This is a genomic window from Chryseobacterium ginsenosidimutans, from assembly GCF_024807225.1.
Taxonomy (GTDB): Bacteria; Bacteroidota; Bacteroidia; order Flavobacteriales; family Weeksellaceae; genus Chryseobacterium; species Chryseobacterium ginsenosidimutans.
Genome location: NZ_JANUCO010000001.1, coordinates 1202366 through 1223259 on the forward strand (window position 1 = coordinate 1202366; position 20894 = coordinate 1223259).

Annotated in this window: 13 protein-coding genes and 2 pseudogenes; 7 read left to right on the forward strand and 8 right to left on the reverse strand. The window is 36.6% G+C overall.

The features are described from left to right. The 8 genes from J3D55_RS05840 to J3D55_RS05875 all read right to left on the reverse strand — a co-directional run bounded on the left by J3D55_RS05840 (nucleotide 1) and on the right by J3D55_RS05875 (nucleotide 11423). Nucleotides 1–846, reverse strand: coding sequence for a rhamnogalacturonan acetylesterase (locus J3D55_RS05840; RefSeq protein ID WP_259129077.1), 846 nt, complete (start codon nucleotides 844–846; stop codon nucleotides 1–3). Between the two features lie 115 nt (nucleotides 847–961). Then, nucleotides 962–2602: a glycoside hydrolase family 43 protein gene (locus tag J3D55_RS05845; RefSeq protein WP_259129087.1), complete on the reverse strand. Its 1641-nt coding sequence runs from the start codon at nucleotides 2600–2602 to the stop codon at nucleotides 962–964. Between the two features lie 52 nt (nucleotides 2603–2654). Then, nucleotides 2655–3908: a glycoside hydrolase family 88/105 protein gene (locus J3D55_RS05850; RefSeq protein ID WP_259129089.1), complete on the reverse strand. Its 1254-nt coding sequence runs from the start codon at nucleotides 3906–3908 to the stop codon at nucleotides 2655–2657. Nucleotides 3909–4013: 105 nt separating this feature from the next. Next, nucleotides 4014–5429 (reverse strand): pectate lyase family protein, encoded by a 1416-nt coding sequence (locus tag J3D55_RS05855; protein ID WP_259129090.1) that lies wholly within the window; start codon nucleotides 5427–5429, stop codon nucleotides 4014–4016. A 37-nt stretch (nucleotides 5430–5466) separates the two neighbouring features. Continuing rightward, complete coding sequence (locus tag J3D55_RS05860) at nucleotides 5467–6489, reverse strand: pectinesterase family protein (RefSeq protein ID WP_259129093.1); 1023 nt, start codon at nucleotides 6487–6489, stop codon at nucleotides 5467–5469. 84 nt (nucleotides 6490–6573) lie between these two features. Further along, nucleotides 6574–7974 (reverse strand): RagB/SusD family nutrient uptake outer membrane protein, encoded by a 1401-nt coding sequence (locus J3D55_RS05865; protein ID WP_259129099.1) that lies wholly within the window; start codon nucleotides 7972–7974, stop codon nucleotides 6574–6576. Continuing rightward, complete coding sequence (locus J3D55_RS05870; RefSeq protein ID WP_259129101.1) at nucleotides 7955–8398, reverse strand: hypothetical protein; 444 nt, start codon at nucleotides 8396–8398, stop codon at nucleotides 7955–7957. The genes J3D55_RS05865 and J3D55_RS05870 overlap by 20 nt, the downstream gene beginning before the upstream one ends. Before the next feature lie 10 nt (nucleotides 8399–8408). Then, complete coding sequence (locus J3D55_RS05875) at nucleotides 8409–11423, reverse strand: SusC/RagA family TonB-linked outer membrane protein (protein WP_259129104.1); 3015 nt, start codon at nucleotides 11421–11423, stop codon at nucleotides 8409–8411. Between the two features lie 879 nt (nucleotides 11424–12302). Between J3D55_RS05875 and kduI the strand changes: the two genes are divergently transcribed. From kduI to J3D55_RS05910, 7 genes and pseudogenes are all read left to right on the forward strand, one after another. Beyond that, a complete protein-coding gene (gene kduI / locus J3D55_RS05880) occupies nucleotides 12303–13139 on the forward strand; it encodes a 5-dehydro-4-deoxy-D-glucuronate isomerase (RefSeq protein WP_259129108.1) in 837 nt (278 codons plus the stop codon). 10 nt (nucleotides 13140–13149) lie between these two features. Next, nucleotides 13150–13933: pseudogene (locus tag J3D55_RS05885) on the forward strand (gluconate 5-dehydrogenase). A gap of 18 nt (nucleotides 13934–13951) precedes the next feature. Next, nucleotides 13952–15350, forward strand: a pseudogene (gene uxaC, locus J3D55_RS05890) (glucuronate isomerase). 314 nt (nucleotides 15351–15664) lie between these two features. Continuing rightward, nucleotides 15665–16672, forward strand: coding sequence for a sugar kinase (locus J3D55_RS05895; protein WP_259129111.1), 1008 nt, complete (start codon nucleotides 15665–15667; stop codon nucleotides 16670–16672). A gap of 380 nt (nucleotides 16673–17052) precedes the next feature. Further along, nucleotides 17053–17712, forward strand: coding sequence for a beta/alpha barrel domain-containing protein (locus J3D55_RS05900; RefSeq protein WP_259129113.1), 660 nt, complete (start codon nucleotides 17053–17055; stop codon nucleotides 17710–17712). Nucleotides 17713–17734: 22 nt separating this feature from the next. Beyond that, the gene (locus tag J3D55_RS05905; protein ID WP_259129119.1) at nucleotides 17735–19264 is read left to right on the forward strand and encodes an MFS transporter; all 1530 of its coding nucleotides are present in this window, start codon (nucleotides 17735–17737) and stop codon (nucleotides 19262–19264) included. Between the two features lie 162 nt (nucleotides 19265–19426). Continuing rightward, nucleotides 19427–20890, forward strand: coding sequence for a tagaturonate reductase (locus tag J3D55_RS05910; protein WP_259129121.1), 1464 nt, complete (start codon nucleotides 19427–19429; stop codon nucleotides 20888–20890). Nucleotides 20891–20894: the final 4 nt, after the last annotated feature.

Sequence of the window (20894 nt, forward strand, 5' to 3'; positions counted from 1 at the left end):
TTATTTTTTCTGAGTTTTAATTAGTTTTTTAAATTCTTGATAAACAATTGACGCTACCACTTTTGCACCATCCGGCTGAAAATGCGTATTGTCTTTCTGACCTTTCGGATAGGCTTCATACACATTCTCCGGAAGATTCATGAAGTAATGGTTTGTGGTAAAATCTTGCCCTTTTTTCGTAAAATATTCCATTGATAATTTGTTTAAATCGATGTAGGGAACATTCATTTCTTTGGCAATGTCAATCGGAGCCTGCGCATATTCTCCGTGTACATTTTCCAGTTTTCCGTCTTTCCATGGATAGTTTCTGGCAACCGGAGTTAAGATGACAGGATTTCCTCCTTTTTGTCTTGTTTGACTTACAAATAATCTTAAAAATTCTTTATATCCTTCAATATTTACATAACGTTCCGGGTTCTTTTCTGAACCGTCGTTGTGTCCGAATTGAATGAAAACATAATCATTCGGCTGCAAGTGTTCATACACATATCTCCATCTTCCTTCCTGAAAAAACGTTCGGGTACTTCTTCCACCGTGCGCTCTGTCGATAATAGCGACAGAATCTGTTGTAATCGCGGGTTTCAAAGAAGCCAGACTGTCTTTCGCAAAAAACGGCTGAAAAACCTGTCCCCATCCTGTAATCGGATAACGGACTTTCATATAATCTTTGCCGGGTTCGTAATTTCCCGTATAATCTGCCATCGTGGAATCTCCGATAAGATAAATATGAGTGACTTTTTTATTCTGTTTTGTAGTTCCCTTTTGAGCATTGTTTTGTGATTCACATGCAGTCAACAATAAAACGACAGATAAAAATGAAACGATATGGTATATTTTTTTTGTCATTGATTTATTTTTTTCTCCCACAGATTTCATGGATTTTTATGTAATATTTTTATTTATAGGTTTTAAAAACTATGCGCAATCATCTGTGAAAATCTGTGAAATCTGTGGGAAACAATTAATTTCTAGTAATTCTAAACCAATCAAAATCCGCATATCCTCCGCGAGAAGCTTTTGCTGTGCTTACGCTGTATAAACCGACTTTAGCTCCGATCCATTTTCCAGGTTTTGCTTGGAAAACATCGCCTACTTTTGTGAAAGTTTTTCCGTTTTCGCTGTAGCTGAACTGGCATAAACCATTCGGTTCGTTTACATTTACTTTTAAATAGGCTTCGTTGCCTTTTAATTTTGTTTCAAACAAAACCTTTTCCTCACCGCCTTTATCTGCTTTTTCGGCTCTTCTTAATTGAAGATAAAATCCGTCCGGCTTATTGGTAATTACAATCGATTCATGATCTAATCCCATCACCAATAATCCTGCGGTTTTTCCTTCTTTGGCGTCTTCAGGAGTTAATTTAACTTTTGTGGAAGCCACAAAATTCGGAGCAGGGAATTTTTGAGTCAATAAATTTGGAACGTTCCAAAGGTTTTTTTCACCTTCAGAAACTTTCATCGAAAATAATCTTAAAAATTTCTGTCCGGGAAGTTTGGATGACCAAACGATATTTTCGTTCGCACTCCATTGCCATTGAATTCCTAATTTTTCTCCATCAAATTCATCTGTTTCCGGAGGTGTAGCGATAGGATAAGTTTGTCCAACGTTTGGCTTTTTATAGGTTAAAACCGGTTCACCGATTCCGTTTTTATTATTATCGATTCCGATGATAGGCCAGTCTTTTTCCCATTTCATCGGCTGAAGATGAACGACTCTTCCTCCTGCATCAATATCCTGAAAATGATAAAACCAATCTTCACCGGAAGGCGTATCTACCCAAGCTCCTTGATGAGGTCCGTTGATTTTTGTAAAACCTTGTTCCAGCACCACTTTTTCCTCGTAAGGACCATAAATATTTTTTGATCTTAAAACCAATTGCCAACCTGTAGCCACTCCGCCTGCAGGAGCAAAAATGTAGTAATAACCGTTTCTTTTATACATTTTAGGACCTTCAACGGTTGGATGTGCATCGTGACCGTCGAAAACATGAACACCTTTATCCAGAACTTTTGTTCCTTCAGGATTCATTTTATTAAGGCTTAAAATACTTTTCACTCCGGCGCGGCTTCCCGCCCAACCATGAACCAAATAAGCGTTTCCATCTTCATCCCAAAACGGACAGGAATCGATCAATCCTTTTCCTTCCATGACCAAAACAGGCTTTTCCCAAGTTCCCAAAGGATCTTTAGTTTTAATCATATAAATTCCGAAATCGGGGTCGCCCCAATAAATGTAGAATTCACCTTTGTGAAATCTGATACTCGGAGCCCAAACTCCGTCACCTCTTTTTGGAGTAGAAAAATGTTCGTTCGGAAGGACGTCTGGAAGTGCATAATTCACCAATTTCCAGTTGACCATATCTTTTGAATGAAGAATGGGCAATCCGGGAGCTTCATTGAAACTTGAAGCCGTCATATAATAATCGTCACCAACACGAATCGCATCCGGATCAGAATAATCTGCGTATAAAACAGGATTTCTGAAATTCTTCCCCTGATCTGCAGTCCAGACTTCGGAAACGTAGTTCTTTTCCTGTGCGTTGAGATAGGTGGAAGCAACTGAAAATATCGTAATTGCTGCTATATTTAAAATTTTTGTCCTCATAAAATCCAGATTCATTGTTTAGGTAATAGGAGTTAGGTTGCAGGGCTTAGTTTTATTTTTCAAATTCTAAACTTGCCAAGATGAAAGGTCCTGTTCCTTTTGCATCATTAGAACGAATTTCCTCATTCACATAATATTCGTAAGAACCGTCTCTGTAAGGTTTTCCACCCAAACCAGCAACAGCACAACATTTATTTAAATTGACCACTCCGTTTTCATCAACAGTAATTAAGTTTTTGATGATTCCGTCGTAGCCTTTTTTAGCATAAGCTTTATATGATTTTGGAAGATATCCTCTGTTGACAGATTTCATCATCGTATACACAAACATCGATGAACCCGTTGCTTCCAGATAATTTCCTTTTTCGCCGCCTTTATCCAAAACCTGATACCAAAGTCCGGTTTCTTTGTCCTGAACTTTGATCAATGCATCGGTGTAAGACTTTATATAAGAAATTAATTTTGCTCTTCCAGGATGGTTTTGCGGTAAATAATCTAAGACATCCACCATCGCCATTCCGTACCAACCCATCGCTCTCGACCAGAAATTTGGTGATTGTCCGGTTTGTTTATTCGCCCATTGTTGTTCCTTACTTTCATCCCAAGCGTGATACAATAACCCTGTTTTTTGATCTAAAAGATGCTTTTGAATCAAATCAAATTGATTGATGATATCGTTGTAAGCCTTGTCTGCATCGGCTCCTTTTACAAAATCTTTGGTATAATGAGTATAAAACGGTTCGCCCATATACAAACCATCCAGCCACATTTGATTAGGATATATTTTCTTGTGCCAGAAACCGCCTTCTGAAGTTCTCGGTTGTCCATCGATTTGAGAACGAAGCGTTTGTAAGGCTTTTAGGTATTTCTCTTTTTTCTCTTTTTCGTAAAGATAAAGCAATACGTTTCCACTGTTCAGAAAGTCGATGTTGTATTTGTCGAGTTCATAGGTAAGAATCGTGCCGTCTTCTTGTATTAGCTTATCACCAAAGCTGGTAATGTAATCTGAATATTCTTTTTTGCCTGTTTTTTCGTAGATTTTCTCAGCAGCATCCAAAACAATTGCTGTAGGATAAGTCCATTTTGGGCTTTTGCTGAAATCGATCATCCAAGATTCCGGGAAACGGTGCATTTCGGAAAGTAGCATTCTTTCAGACCATTTCAGATTCGTGGGAACTATTTTTCCGGATGGAGATGTTGTAGTTTTTGTCTGAGTTGCAACTTTTGATTGAGCACAAGCCAAAAACATTCCTGAGCCTAAAATTGCAATCGAGCAAATTTTAATTGTATGATTAATGAAATTCATTTTTTTTAACTTTAAAGTTGATTATTTTTTATCTAAAATGTTCAGTTTTTATCTAAATTTTGATAAATGATTTTTCGTTGAATTTAATAAAGAATTTCATGGTTATTAGTTTTGGTTTTCAGTTATTTTTTTGACTATATCATTAAAATAAACTTCAATATTATCGTAGTTTTTATCTAAATCTCTTCCGTTTGCGTTCGCAATTTTCGGATTTAATTTATTTTTAATTTCCCATTCATCGGGCATTCCGTCGTTGTCTGAATCGGGTAGAGGTTTTCCTGAATTTAAGGTTGGAAATCCGCCGACATCATTTTGTGAATCGATGATTCCGTTGGTGCTTCCTTTCGAACCTTTATACGTGAAACTCCCGTTTTTTACATCTTTCAACACATGAAGATCAATCGCGTCTCTCATCAAACTTGCCCCTCCCAATTGTAAAACTTTCTCGTACGCTTCTTTGGCGGAATAGGTTTTTACATTATTCTGAATATCGTGTGGTTGACTGATTTTTATGGAATTTTTATCTTTATCCGTGAGATTGTAAGAGGGTTTCATCTGACTGAAAACGCCTTCCGTCCAATTATCTTTTGTGACTTCCGAATTTCCTTCTACAACGTTTCCATTGATGTAATATTTTCCCCAGATGTTGTAGACTTCTGTCTCCGGTTTTTCGTTTTTATCGATGGCAACAATTCGCTGTTTCGTCATTGTCGCAGGTCCCGGTTTGTAGTAATTATTAACAATATTTACGTTCATTCCTTCACCGCCGTAGATATTATTGTGTCCCCAATTATAAATGACATTATTTCTGAAATCGGTAAGATCGGTCAAAGCAAATTTACTTCCCGCATATTCTCCCAATCTTGGGTTTCTGCTGTCGTGATGAGCGTAGATATTATGATGGAATGTAGCAAATTTTCCGCCTGCAATTCCGCCATATCCGTGAGCGCCTTTCTGATGAAAAGAATTTCTTAAACTTTCCGCGATTACGCACCATTGAAGCGTAGTATTTTCGTTCACATAAATGGAAACCGTCTCGTCTGTAGACCAGCTCATCGAGCAATGATCTACCATCAGATTTTTGATGAATCTTGCGCCCAACGCATCGCCTTCATATTTTTTCTGATCACCCATTCTGAATCGCATGTAGCGTATAACCACATTATCTGCGCCTACAAAAGTTTCATAGTTGGCAACGGTAATTCCGTCTCCGGGAGCGGTTTGTCCGGCAATGGTGACGTTGCCTTCTTTTATTTTTAACGGTGATTCTAAGTAAATCGTTCCGCCTGTTTTAAAAACAATATATCTTGCACCTTTTTGGTCTAAAGCATATCTCAAAGTTCCTTCTGAACCGTCATCCGTCAATTTATCAACAATATAAACCTTTCCGCCACGACCGCCGGTTGTGTATCTTCCGAAACCTTCTGCGCCAGGAAAACTTACAGTATTTTGAGCTTCAACAAAAGTTGAAATCCCGCATAAAATTCCTATCGTCAATATTTTTGTGAAGTGTTTTTTCATAAGTGGAAATTCTTTGGTGTTGCTGTTTTGGTTTAAATTATTTTAAACTTTTTTTCGTGTTCCAGTTGTCTTTTCCTTTAAGAATATTGTTTGTTGTATATTTTTTGCTTTCTTCTTTGGTTAATTGATGCGACCATGAAACTCTTTTAGAAATATTACTTCCTGCTCCTTTTGAATTAAATTCTCCGTAGAAAGTTGTCTTTTCAGCATCGGGTTTGCTCCAGTTGTGCCATCCTTCAGGTTTAATTATGGAATCGATTGCACAATTTATATAAACTGTACTTGCATATGGTCTCCACGGACGACCCAAATATACAGAATTTGTATCTGCATTTCCTGTTAAATTACAGTTAATAAATACAAATCCGAACTCGTTTTCCTGTGGAGTAGAGGCGGCTGTAACGTAAGATGCATTTTTTTTAGAATAAATGGTACAGTTTTCAAAAACGGCTGTTCCGGCTCCGAAAATGTAATCGGTTGTACCTTCAATGTAGCAGTTTTTAAAGTAATTTCTTGAAGGTTTTGTTTTGTCGACTGAATCCTGAACGCCTTTTAAATAAAGAGTATCCTGATTTCCTAATAATCTGCAGTTTTCGAAAGTAATCCTGTCACCTGAAGTCAATACCGCAACGGCTTGTCCGACTCTTCCCGAACTGTTTTCAAACGAAATATTTTTTGCTGTAAAATCATTTGAATAAATAAAAATCGTTGAAGAATTTGTTGTTCCGATGTCTTTGCCTTCCGAATTCTTTTTTGAAGCAAAATCGTCGTAAGTAATGATGGTATTTTCAGGATTTTCTCCTTCCAATAAAATCGCTCCTTTTGTATGGGGAATGGTAATTTTTTCTTTGTAAGTTCCGGCTTTAATTAAAATTTTTGTTCTCATAGAAGAACCATTTTCAACGGCATCGATCGCTTGTTGTACTGTGGTAAAGTTGCCTTTTCCGTCTTTCGAAACTGTGATTAATTTATCATTAGTTTTGAAAGAAAGAAGACTTAACAATAGCATCGAAAATATTGAAAAGAATGTAAAACTTTTAATAAAATTGGAAGTTTTCATTGAAAGATTTTTAGTTAAAATACAGACTTCTCTTTTTACGGAGAAAGTCTGTATTTCTTTGATATGAATGTGAAATTTTTTTGTCTAGTAACCGTAATCCTGTGTAAGATTGTAGTTAGAATTTACAACATCTAAAGCCAATGGAAGCAATTCTCTTTTGTTTGGCTGGAAATAATATGCATAGCTCTTCACCGGATCTCCACTGATGTATGGCTGCGTCATGGCAAGTCTCCAGTTTACTTTTGTATATCCGGAAGGTGTTGCCACACTTTGATTCGGGCTATAGAAAATGTCTGCTTTTGCAACTCCTGTAGCGGTATAAAAATCGATATCAGAAATATTTTGCTGAGCTGTTTTTGTAGGAGTATACGCTACTTTTTTGTAGAAAATATATTCCGGAACGTTGGCATAAGCTCCTGTACCATTCATGAATTGGGTAAGCTTGGCTTTTGTTTCGTTGATTTTAGTTTCTAATAAATTCCAACGGATCAGGTCGTATTTTCTAAGTCCTTCTCCACCAAATTCCAATTGTCTTTCTTTTACAATGTAATTAAAGAACCCTGTTTTGTCTGTAGGAATCGTTCCTACTTGTCCCAAATTACCTGCATAAGCTCTTTGTCTTACCGACATCACTGCATTGATAGCTTCTGTAGAAGGCCCGCTGTGAAGTTCGTTGTCTGCTTCAGCAAACATTAATAAAATATCAGAATATCTTAATAATGGCCAATCAATTCCAAGGTTCTGAGAAGTTCCTGTAATAGCAGTCCAAGATTTTCTGAATTTACCGTCATTCCAGTTAATTGATGTCTGAAGTTCTTCCTGTTTTGTCGTATTTACTCTGAAAATAGCTACGTTGATGTCTCTTCTTAAGTCATATTTAGTAAATTCATAGAAATATACCGGAATTGCACTGATCCCTCCTGAAGATTTCCAATCTGTATCATCGTGTCTCAACCCATTGTAGTAACCGATTTTACTGTCTGTTTTTGAGTTTCCTCCGAATGCTCCGATTGCGTAGATAACCTCATTCGTTGCATCTTGAGTATTGGTATGTAAAGATCTGAATAATCCTTCATAACTTGGGTTCAATTGGTGTTGTCCTGAAGTCATGATATCTTTACATTCATCATAAGCGATCTGATAATATTTTTGAGGATTAGAACCCTGTAACATTTGCTGAGGCGCTCTTCTTAAAGAATATCCGGCTCTTGCCAAAGCGATTCTTGCTCTTAAACCTTTTACAGCACCTTTTGAAATTCTTTGTGCGGTAGTTGCTCCTTCAGATCTCCAAGGAACAAGGGCTTCAGCTTTTAATAAATCATCAAGAATTTTATCGTAGATAACGTCTCTGTCTGTTTTTGCAAGATATAGATCCGGAAGATCTGCTGATGGAACATCCTGAAACGGAACGTCTCCCCAGTTTTTAATAAGATCAGAATAGAATTGAGCTCTCAGTGTTAAAGCTTCACCCAAATATCTGTCCATTAATTTTTTGTCTGCTGCAGAAACCTGTCTGATAAACGGGAGAAAGCGGAATATTCTTAATAACAAGGTTTGCTCTTTCAATCCCTGCATAAGTATCTAAGAAAGGTCTTAAAAGCTCTGTATTTGTAGGAATTGCACCAAAACAACTGATTCCTCTTCTGTCATTAGCATTGTAATCTCCTGAAGTTCTTAAATCGTCTCCTGATTGGGTAAGAATCAGGTTCATTCTCTGTCCATAGGTATTATCACCCATAGTTGCGTTGTAAACTCCCACCAATGCGGAGAAAGTATCGGAAGCTGAATCGAATTGCTGTGCTTCAGCTGTATTAGATAAGCTTTCTACATCCAGATATTGTTCACATGAATTTAAAGATACTAATCCAACAATGGAAAATAGAATAGCTAAAAATTTATTTTTCTTCATAATATTAGGGTTAAAAAGTGATGTCAACTCCTGATAAGATAAATCTGCTACGCGGATAAGCGGCATAATCTACACCAGGTGTTAAAGGATTTCTTCTTGTATTGGCTTCCGGATCATATCCGGAGTATCCTGTGATTGTAAATACGTTGTTCATGGTGAAATACAATCTGAAATTTGAAAGACCTAATTGTTTAGTAAAATCTTTTCCAAGAGAATATCCTAATGTTACGTTGTTTAGTCTTAAGAAAGATCCGTCTTCAATTGCGTACGAATGTAAGAAGTAGGCTCCTGCGGGTGGAGTCCATCCTGTAGTATTCGCATTTAAAGCTGCTAATGCAGTTGGGTCATTTACTTTTACCCCGGCATCATCGAACCATCTCCATCTGTCGGCTACTTCTGCCAACATATTGTTGTCTTTGTATAAATATTGTGTTGAATATTCAATTTTGTTGGCGTTATACACTTTGTTTCCAACTGAGAAGTTGAATAGTAAGCTCATATCCCAGTTTTTGTAACGGAAAGTCTGGTTGAAACCACCGTAGAATTTAGGCTGGGCATTTCCTAAGTCGGTCATATCCTTATTGTCGATAATACCGTCACCATTCAGATCCTGAAGTTTAAGATCTCCCGGCTGTATAGCTTTTGCTCCGTTTGCTGCAGATGCAGAACTTGGAATACCTGCTTTTAATGTATAAACCTGTGTTGTCGTGTTATAATCAAAATCACTTATTTCATATCTTCCTGCTGTCACATATCCCCAGAAAGTTCCTACGGGTTTACCAACCTGTACTAAGAAATCATTTAAGCTGTTTTGCCATCCTGAAGGATATAAGTAAGAATAAGAACTTGGAGATGCATTATTTCCTAAGCTTTTGATGGTATTTTTGTTTGATGAAATATTGGCATCCATCTTCCATGTGAAGTTATCTTTGTTGATAATAGTCGTTCCTATGGAGAATTCAATCCCTTTATTTGTGGTACTTCCGGAATTTTGATATTGATATTCGTACCCTCTGTCTTTAGGGATTTGTGCTAAAAGCAACAAGTCTTTTGTATCTGTTTGATATACATCTAAACTACCGTAAACTCTTCCTTTAAACAACCCAAAATCTAAACCGATATTTTTAGAAGTTGCCGTTTCCCATTTTACGTTTTTATTGGCTAAGATATTTCCGGTTGTAGCACCCGGAGTTACATTAGTTCCGAACGCATATCCGTAGTCAGAAGATGTCGTAAAGAAGGTGTCGTATAAGAAAGATCCTATTCTGTTGTTTCCGGATAAACCATATCCTAAACGAAGTTTTAATTCGCTGATTGTTTTGCTGTCTTTTAAGAAATTTTCTTCAGTAATTTTCCATGCGGCAGAAGCTGCAGGGAAGTATCCCCATCTGTTTCCCGGTCCGAAAACACTAGAACCATCCGCTCTCATTGAAGCTGTAAGGATATATTTATTTTTGAAAATATAGTTGGCTCTACCAAAAAATGAAGCCAATCGATCTGGTAATCTTCCTGCTTTTGGAGCGTCTTGTACCAAACCGGATGGTGGAGAAGCCGACTGAATGTTGGCAAATGCTTCCTCAGCATTGATAGATTTTGGAAACCATTTAACCGTCATCGCCAATGATTCTCCATCTGTTTTCACAATTTCTTGTCCCGCCAGTAAGTCTAGCTTATGATTTCCAAATGTTTTTCTGAAATTTAAAGTATTGGTATTCGTAATTCTTCTCGTTTGAGCTTTACTTAAAAATACCACAGGCTGGTCATTATTCTGTCTTGCCAAAGTGGTTACAGTACCGGAAAATTGATTGACATATTCATCTCTCTGTACATAGCCGATGACACTTCTGAAGGTAAAATCTTTGTTGATTTTATATTCCAAAGTTCCATTTAGCAATAAGTCATTTCTTCCGTTTTCCTTGATCTCATTATTAGCTAAAAGAACAGGATTTACAAGATTGGTTTCATTGGCAAACAAAGGATCAAATTCATCCACATTTACGGTAGAACCTCCTTCAAATGGTTGATATCTTACCGCATTTCTTAATCTGTTAGTACCTTGTGAACCGGTAGAAGATGTTCCTGCTCCGAAGATGGTTTGTCGGCTGTATCTTGCATTCAATGTCATGCTTACTTTCTTTGAAAGTTCATAATCATATTTGAAGTTGGCCATATTTCTTTTAAACCCTGAACCTATCATAATTCCGTCTTCCTGTACATTATTCAATGATAATGAGAAAGATGAATTATCAGTTCCTCCTGTCACAGAAAGGTTATGGGTGAAGTTGAATGCTTCTCTGCCAAAAACCTCATCCTGCCAATCTCTTTTCTTGATATCTTTGTATTTACCCAATTCTTGGTAAGTACCATATCTTGTTGCAAAGGCATCGATATCCGTTTGTACACCGCCTTTGTTGTACAATTCGTACTGATAAAGCACGTATTGATACGGATCTAATACATCAATAGTATTCTGAATCTTTCTTACTCCTAAAAATGCATTGTAATTAATCGATGTTTTAGCCCTTTTACGACCTCCTTTTGTAGTGATCAAAACTACCCCGTTTGCTCCTCTGGCTCCATAAATATTGGTAGAAGATGCATCTTTTAAAACCTCAATAGATTCAATCTCTTTTGGTGATAAAATTGATAGGGCATTATCCATCTGAACACCGTCTACGATGTAGAGTGGGGCATTACTTCCCGTAATAGAATTTCCTCCTCTGATGACAATGTCTACATCTGCTCCGGGCGAACCTTCGCTTAGCGAAACCTGTACTCCGGCCATCCTTCCCTGAATAGCTTCTGCAGCATTGGTTGATGGCATATCCTTGATTGCATCTGCCTTTACGGAAGCAACAGAGTTGGTAACATCTTTTTTAGAAACCTTAGTATATCCCACCAAAACAACCTCGTCGATTTTGGTTTCTTTTTCCTTTTTAGTTTCTTTTTCTTGAGCCATTGCAAGGACAGGAAGTAGAAAAACAGTTAGATATAACCACTTTATTGAATGTACTTTTTTATCCATTTTGTATCCTTATAGTTTTAATTTTTGGTTGAAAGTTTTTTCTCAGTCTTTTGTTCTTTGTGTGGATTTTGTTAAGTATTCTAATGTTTTTTAGCGGCAAATATTTTTAGAAAGAGTTACGCTTTTTAGAGTGCAATCGATTGCGTAATTTTTCATTATAAATATCTTGGCTTCTAAACTAATATTATTTTCCAATATGCAAAGAAAAAAATATTATTTTTTCATTAATTTGATTACTCAATCTATTCATTTTCATAGAACATAAGTTTGTTGTTTTTGCTTAAAATATTGATAATTAATGATTTGTTTGTATTGATATCATTCCATAATCTTATAATAAAATTTAGCATTTTTTTATTATTTACCATTTTTAAACTTAAAATTTTCTTAAAATTACCCCTTTTTTGAGTTGAATAAATTCCCCAAATTGATGCTCAAGAATAAAAAATTTGTTCATTTCCTGATTTTTGTCATCTTTTTGAACTGATATTTAAGTAGTATTTTATACTTAATAAGGTTTGATCTTATTATCTATAATATATAGAATGAATTTTAGTTATTTTTATTAAATCAGTATTGAATTTTCAGGGTTTTGTTTTGGCACGATTTTATATTTAAATTAATGTTCAGTATTAATTTTGGTTAATTCAAAACACAAAATCGTATTAAATTTGCGTCTTATTTTACTCTTTTTTTAATTTTATTTTATTGTAAATCAGAGGAGTGTAAATAAAAATTAATTTTTTGTTAACTAATTGAAGAATAATTATATATTTATCACGTAAGTATTTCTATTAAAATTTAGTGTAATTTAATGCAATCGATTACGCAATGTTTAACAGGTTTGAGAAAACCGTAATTTATTTAAAAATCCAGAGTATGACAAAATCAGAATTTCGATACGCCCATCATCCTGAAGATGTAAAAAAATATACAACTGAAGAGCTGAGAAGGGAGTTTTTGATCAATGATTTATTTAATGAAGATCAGATCAATGTAGTGTATTCTATGTACGACAGAATGATCGTAGGTGGTGCAATGCCTGTAAAAAGTGCATTGAAACTGGAGCCTACTGATGATTTGAAAGCACAAAACTTCTTAGACAGAAGAGAATTGGGGATTATCAACGTGGGCGCTGCCGGAAAGGTAACCGTTGACGGAGAGGTTTTCGAGCTTGGAAATAAAGAAGCTTTATACATCGGAAAAGGTGCAAAAGATGTTGTTTTTGAAAACGGAAATGAAGGTCAGACTTTATTTTATTTCAATTCGGCTCCCGCGCATCACACTTTTCCTACAAAGAAAATCACTAAAAACGAAGCTGAAATTGTAGAATTAGGTGAAGCAAAATACGCAAACAGACGTACGATCAACAAATTGATTGTCAACAGCGTTTTAGAAACTTGCCAGCTACAAATGGGAATGACCGAGTTGCACGAAGGAAGTGTTTGGAACACGATGCCTTCTCATACTCACACCCGAAGAATGGAAGCATACTTTTATTTTGATTTGGAAGAAGGGCAGACTGTAAGTCATTTCTTAGGACAACCTCAGGAAACCCGTCATATTTTCATGCAAAATAATCAGGCGGTTTTGTCTCCGGAATGGTCTATTCACTCAGGAGTTGGTACTTCCAACTACACATTTATCTGGGGAATGGCAGGAGAAAATATGGATTATGGCGATATGGACGCTGTTAAAACTAACGAACTAAAGTAATTTTTTCTACATGAATTTATTCGATTTATCCGGAAAAGTAGCCGTTGTAACCGGCGGTACTCACGGATTAGGAATGGCAATGGCTGAAGGTCTTGCCGCTGCAGGTGCTGAACTGGCAATTACAAGTACAACTCCCTCAAAATTAGATGAAGCTTTAGCATATTATCACAGCAAAGGATATAGTGCGACAGGTTATCTTTTTGATGTGACAGACGAATTGGAAGCCGCTCAGAAAGTAGCATTAATGCTTGCTACACATGGGAAAATAGACATCCTGGTCAATAATGCAGGAATTATCAAGCGTGTTCCGGCTTTGGAGATGGATGTTGCAGACTTTAGAAAAGTAATCGATGTAGATCTTACCGGTCCTTTCATTATGTCTCAACTGGTTGGGAAACACATGATTAAAAGAAAATCCGGTAAAATTATCAATATTTGCTCTATGATGAGTGAGCTTGGCCGCGATAATGTAGTAGCATACGCTTCTGCAAAAGGCGGTCTGAAAATGCTTACCAAAAATTTAGCAACAGAATGGGCAAAACATAATATTCAGGTGAACGGAATCGGTCCCGGATATTTTGCAACGTCGCAGACAGAAACCAATCAGAGTAGACGGTCATCCGTTCAACGATTTTATCATTAGCAGAACTCCGGAAGGAAGATGGGGAAATCCCGAAGATCTTGCAGGTACGGCTATTTTCTTAGCTTCAGATGCGAGCAGATTTATCAACGGACAGATTATTTACGTTGATGGCGGAATTTTGGCGACCATCGGGAAACCGGCTAATGAATAACACAAGAATTTTACTAGAATGAAATCTTTTATTACAGATAATTTTTTATTACAAAATAAATACGCGGAAGAATTATATTTCAACTTCGCAGAAAAACAGCCGATCATCGATTATCATAATCATTTGATTCCTAAAGATATTGCTGAAGATACGGTTTTCGAAAATATTTCTAAAGTGTGGATTGCGGGCGATCATTACAAATGGCGTGCAATGCGTACGATGGGAGTGAACGAAAAGTTTATCACAGGTGATGCTTCTGACAAAGAAAAATTCGAGGCTTGGGCAAAAACGGTTCCTTATACGTTGAGAAATCCTTTGTACCACTGGACGCATTTAGAATTAAAGCGTTATTTCGGAATTGATGAATTGTTAAACGAAAAAAACGCATCAGATATTTACGACAACATCACGGCACAGCTTCAGACTCCGGAAAAGTCGACAAGAGGTTTGCTTAAAATGATGAACGTAGAATCTTTGTGCACCACAGAAGATCCGATTGATGTTTTAAATTACCATCAGGATTTGGCGAAAAGTGATTTCAGCATTAAAGTGAGCACCGCTTTCCGTCCTGATAAAGCAATTTTAATTGAAAACCACAACTTCGCAGATTATATTTCTAAATTGGGCGAATCGGCTGGACTTGAAATCAATTCTTACCAGACTTTGTGCGATGCTTTATTAAAAAGAGTAGAATATTTCCACGAAAACGGATGCAGATTATGCGACCACGGATTGAACAATATTTCTTTCGAAGAAGCTACAGAAGCAGAAATAATTGCGATTTTTAATGATAAAATTTCAGGAAAAGTAATTGCTGAAAAGCAGGTAAATCAGTTCAAAACTGCGATTTTGCTGTTCTTGGGAGAAACTTACCATAAATTCGGATGGGTTCAGCAGTTCCACTTGGGAGCTTTGAGAAACAACAACGAAAGAATGCACAGAATTTTAGGTCCGGATACGGGATGGGATTCTATCGGTGACTTCGTACAGGCTGAAACTTTGTCTAAATTGTTAAACGCTTTAGACGGAAAAGATAAACTGACCAAAACAATTCTATATAACTTAAATCCTGCCGACAACGAAATTTTCGCGACGATGATCGGGAATTTCAATGACGGAAGTATCAAAGGAAAAGTACAATTCGGTTCCGGATGGTGGTTTTTGGATCAAAAAGATGGAATGATCAAGCAGATGAATGCCCTTTCAAACATGGGATTAATCAGCTGTTTCGTTGGAATGTTGACAGATTCAAGAAGTTTCTTATCTTACCCAAGACACGAATACTTCAGAAGAGTATTGTGTAATCTTTTCGGAGAAGAAATGAAAAACGGCGAATTGCCGGATGATATGGAAACTGATCGGGAAAACCATTTCCGATATCTGTTATCATAATGCTAAAAATTATTTTGATTTTTAAATTTCGAATGATATAAAGGCTCTCTCAGATTGAGCTGATTACGCAGATCATTTTTAAATCTGCCAAATTTGCTCAATCTGAGAGAGATAAAAAAAAATTTGAAACATTAAGGAGTTAAGTTTTAAAGCTTAAAATTTTAATGGTTCAAAAAAACAATAATTTTCATATCTGCAATTTTTCTCAACTTGAAAATCTTTGTGAGCTTGGCTGAGTGAAACGCCTTTGCGCACTTAAAAATATACATCAAGTTTTAAAAAAATCTTAGCGCACTTTGCGTTTAAATAAAAACAGATATTAAACAGAGTATTTAAAATATGGCTAGCAAAATACTTACTTTCGGTGAAGTAATCATGAGGCTTTCACCTCCCGGAAACAAAACAATGAAACAGAGCCACGAGATGGAATTCTTTTTCGGCGGAACTGAACTCAACGTAGCTTCCTCATTGGCAACAATGGGTTGCGACGTAACGCACATCAGTAATGTTTCTGACGATTTTGTGGGAGAATCTGCATTGTCTTTCATCAAAAGCTTTGGGATTGATACAACTTTCATCAATAAAAACGAACATCCTTTAGGTTTATATTTCCTTGAAGTTGGGGCATCCGTTCGTGCGAGCAGAATTGCTTACAACAGACTGAACGGTTCTTTTGCCAACATCAAACCCGAGCAGATAGACTGGAAAAAAGCTTTGGAAGGTTGCGACTATTTCCACTGGACAGGCATCAGCCCGGGAATTTCGGAAGGTGCGTACGAAACTTTGAATGAAGGTTTGTTAACGGCTCGTGAAATGGGAATCGAGGTTACAACTGATCCTGCTTACCGCTCGAACCTTTGGAAATACGGCAAAAACGGAAATGAGGTTTTAAAAGAATTGGTTTCTTACTCAACGATTTTCATTGGTGGAGTGAATGAAATTAATGAAATTTTGGGAACTCAGTTTTCATCAGATCAACAAGGTTTCTTAGAAGCTTGTGAAGAATTAAAAAAACAATGTCCATCCGTTCATAAAATTTTCGACAAAATAAGAATCGGGGTTACAGCGAGTTCTCAGCAAACACAGGGAAGAGCTTTGATTAACGGAAATTATGTTGAAACTAAATTTATAGAAATAGACAACGTAGTCGATAGAATCGGAACGGGAGATGCCTTTGCCGCAGGTCTTATTTATGGTTTATTAAATTTCGATGACGAAAAAGCTTTAAATTTTGCCAACGCAGCCTGCGCCATCAAACACACTATTTTAGGCGACATCAATTACTGCAGCGCAGAAGATATTCTCGAAGTAATGGCCGGTAATTCCGGAGGAAGAATCAAAAGGTAGTTTTTCGCTTTTGGCTTCTTGCTGATGGCAATTAGCTTAAGATGTTTTTCAAAATAAAAGAAGTCATCATATAAACATTCGGTGTCTTATATAAGCGAAGCGGCTTTGTGAAACTAAAAAAAAGTAAGCAGAAAAAAAACTTTGTGAACTCTGTGTTCAAAAAATAAAGCATAAAAAGTCCCAAAGGGACGATTTAGCAAAGGATAGGATAAAATCCTATCAAATAAAATTTAAAAAAGAGAAAAATTCAATTTTCTTCTTTTCCCCAACCCTAATGGGTGGAAGAAAACCATATTTTAATAATGTCCTCAACAGGACAGTATACCAAAGGATGGATAAAACCCCATCAAAGATTATTTTAACAAAATAATTAAAACAAAATGACAAAAATTCAATTGGTTACAAACACCATCATCAATCAGGGAGCTTTGCCTCTGTATTACAATGCTGATGAAACGGTAACTTTAGAAATATTAAAATCGCTTTACAAAGCAGGAATCCGTGCGGTGGAATACACCAGCCGGGGAGAGGCTGCGTTGAGTAATTTTACAAAAATGGTAGAAGTCCGTAACGCCGAAATGCCTGAAATGCTTCTCGGAATCGGGACGATCAAAAATGTAAAGCAAGCAGAAGAATATTACAAAGCGGGTGCTGATTTTTTTATCAGTCCGGGTTTTGTAGCGGAAGTTGCAGCATTTTTAATTCCGAAAGATTTGTTGTACAGTCCGGGTTGTATGACACCTACAGAAATTATCGCAGCTGAAACTGCAGGCGTAACTTTCATTAAATTATTTCCGGGGAATGCTTTAGGACCAGGATTTATGAGTGCCATCAAAGATGTTTTCCCTAATCTGAAATTTATGCCGACCGGAGGCGTTGATACTACAAAAGAAAGCATCGACAGCTGGTTCAAAGCAGGTGTTTCTGCTGTGGGAATGGGAAGCAAGTTGGTAAGCAAAGAATTGATGCTTGCCAAAGACTATGCAACGATAGAAAGTGAAACTAAGAAAGTTCTGGATATCATTCAGACTTTAAAATAATAACTAAATTCTAAAAATTAATATGAGTTCAGTTAAATCTCTTAAGCCGACTACATACAGATGGACGATATGTTTGCTGCTATTTTTAGCTACAACGATCAATTATCTGGATCGTCAGGTTTTATCATTAACGTGGAAAGATTTTATCGCACCAGAATTTCATTGGAACAATAATGATTACGGAAATATCACTGCATTATTTTCTATATTTTATGCAGTAGGAATGCTTTTCGCAGGAAAATTCGTAGACTTTATGGATACCAAAAAAGGTTTCCTTTGGGCAATCGGAGTTTGGTCTATTGGTGCCGTTTTACATGCATTCTGTGGTGTTGCTACTTCAGGAATTCTTACAGGAAGTTGGACAGCTGGTTTTCATGGTTCTAAAGAATTGATAGGTACAGTTTCCAACACATCTGCAATTATTAGTACGAGTGTAACGCTATTCATTTTTGCACGTTTTGTACTGGCAATTGGTGAAGCAGGAAATTTTCCGGCAGCAATCAAAACCACAGCAGAATATTTTCCTAAAAAAGACAGAGCATTTTCTACAAGTATCTGGAATGCAGGAGCAACGGTGGGAGCTTTGGCAGCACCACTTACAATCCCTTTTATTGCAAAATCAATGGGTTGGGAATGGGCATTTATCATCATTGGTGCTTTAGGATTTATCTGGATGGGACTTTGGGTATTTGTTTACAAAAAACCTCATTTACATAAAAGAGTTAATGAACATGAATTAACGTATATCAATCAGGATCAGGACGATCTTCCGAATGAAGATACTTCAGTTCCGGAAAAAGTATTTACGTTCAGAGAATGTTTCAGCTACAGACAAACTTGGGCTTTTGCCTTTGGAAAGTTCATGACAGACGGAGTTTGGTGGTTCTTTTTATTCTGGACTCCCGCGTATTTAAGTTCGGTTTACGGGATGGATTCCACACAAAGTGCATTGCCATTATTCGTATTGTACATGATTACTTTGCTGTCAATCATTGGAGGATGGCTTCCAAAATATTTTGTTGAAAAGAAAGGAATGAACGCCTACAACGGAAGAATGAAAGCGATGTTGATTTTCGCATTTTTCCCTTTATTGGCACTTTTAGCGCAGCCTTTAGGAACAGCAACGTACTGGATTCCTGTTTTAATTATCGGCGTCGCAGGAGCAGCTCACCAAGCTTGGTCAGCAAATATTTTCTCTACAGTAGGAGATATGTTCCCGAAAAAAGCCATTGCCACTATCACAGGAATTGGCGGAATGGCAGGTGGAATCGGATCATTTTTAATTAATAAATCTTCAGGAGTTTTATTTGATCATGCACACAAAGCTTGGTCGACGGTTGATGGAGTTCCTTTGTTGGAAAAATATCCGCAATATATTGATGATCGTTTACCGGACGGTTTCTTTGAGCAGTTAGAAAAGTCAGGAGCAGTAGTTTCAGACGGAATTGATAAAGGATATATGATCATTTTCTCAGTTTGTGCAGTCGCTTATCTGATTGCTTGGGTCGTAATGAAGTCATTGGTTCCAAAATATAAAGTGATTAGTAAATAACAATAATAAAAATTTAAACCTTCAAAGTTTCAAAAACCTTGAAGGTTTGAAAATAACTTTGAGTTCTTTTTTAAGTGAAACGCCTTTGCGAACTTAAAAATATACAGCATTTTGTCCAAAAATCTTTGCGGACTTTGCGTTAAAAAAATCATCAAGAAGAAGATGGAAAATCAGACAAAACAGAAATTAAACCGCCAGAATAGCGGACTCGATACAAAATTACCAATCAAAATCGTACAGTTCGGTGGAGGAAACTTCATGCGCGGATTTACAGATTATGTGATTGATAAACTAAATAATGAAGCAGGTTTCAATGCAGGAATTGTCAATATACAACCTACTCCGAATGGCTCAGTTCATAAATTGGAAGAACAGGGGAATTTGTATACTTTATTTTCAAGAGGAATTAAAAAAGGAGAAATCATCGATGAGAAATGCGTGATTTCAGCGATTCAAAAATCGATTAATCCTTATGTAGATTACAGTGATTTTTTAGAATTAGCAAAAGAAGAAGAGCTTGAATTTGTTTTTTCAAATACAACCGAAACCGGAATTGCTTACGACGAAACTGAAAATACCTACGAAGGTCCGCACAAAAATTTCCCTGCGAAAGTAGCGGTTTTACTTCATGAAAGATATAAGTATTTTAATGGAGCAGCAGATAAAGGGTTGAGAATTATTCCTTGCGAACTGATCGAAGAAAATGCGATTGTTTTAAAAGGTATTATTTTAAAATATGCCCAACTTTGGAATTTAGAAGATGGTTTTGCGCAATGGATTGAACAAAGCAATTATTTTCATAATACATTGGTAGACAGAATCGTTCCGGGATATCCAAAAGATGATGCTGCAACATATGAAGACCAACTGGATTACGAAGATCCGATGATGGTGGTTTCTGAAACATTCCTTTTATGGGTGATTCAGGGAGGTGAAGATTTAAAACAGAGAATTCCATTCGATAAAATCAACGAACAGATTTTGGTGGTGGATGATATTCAGCCATACCGTTTGAGAAAAGTAAGAATTCTGAATGGCGGACATACTTTGATGTTGGCTCCGGCCATTTTAGCAGGAAAAGAAATCGTAAAAGAAGCAATCGATGACCAGTTTATCGGAACATTTTTGAGCGAATCGATATTCAATGAAGTCAATCAGACTTTAGGTTTAGATGAAACTGAACTGAAAGAATTTGCAGAAGAAGTTTTCGACCGTTTCAGAAACCCTTTCATCAAGCATCATTTGGCGAGCATCGCTTTATATTTTGTATCTAAATTTAAAGTAAGAGTGGTTCCGAGTTTGTTGACGTATGCTGAAAGAAATAACAGACTTCCGTTGAACTTAACGTTCTCTCTGGCAAGTTTAATTAGATTCTATCAGGGAAGTTTTGGTGAAAAATCTCTTCCTCTGAATGACGAAGAAGCGATCGTGAACAGATTCAAAGAAATCTGGAAAAACGAAGATTACGAAATAGTTTCAGAACAGGCATTGAGCGAAAAATTGTTCTGGGATACCGACCTTACACAAGTTGAAGGTCTGAAAGCCGCAGTTGCAAAAGCATTGTACGAAATCGACCACAATGATATGGAAACTGCCTACAAAAACTTTATTCAATTTTATTCTTAAAAAA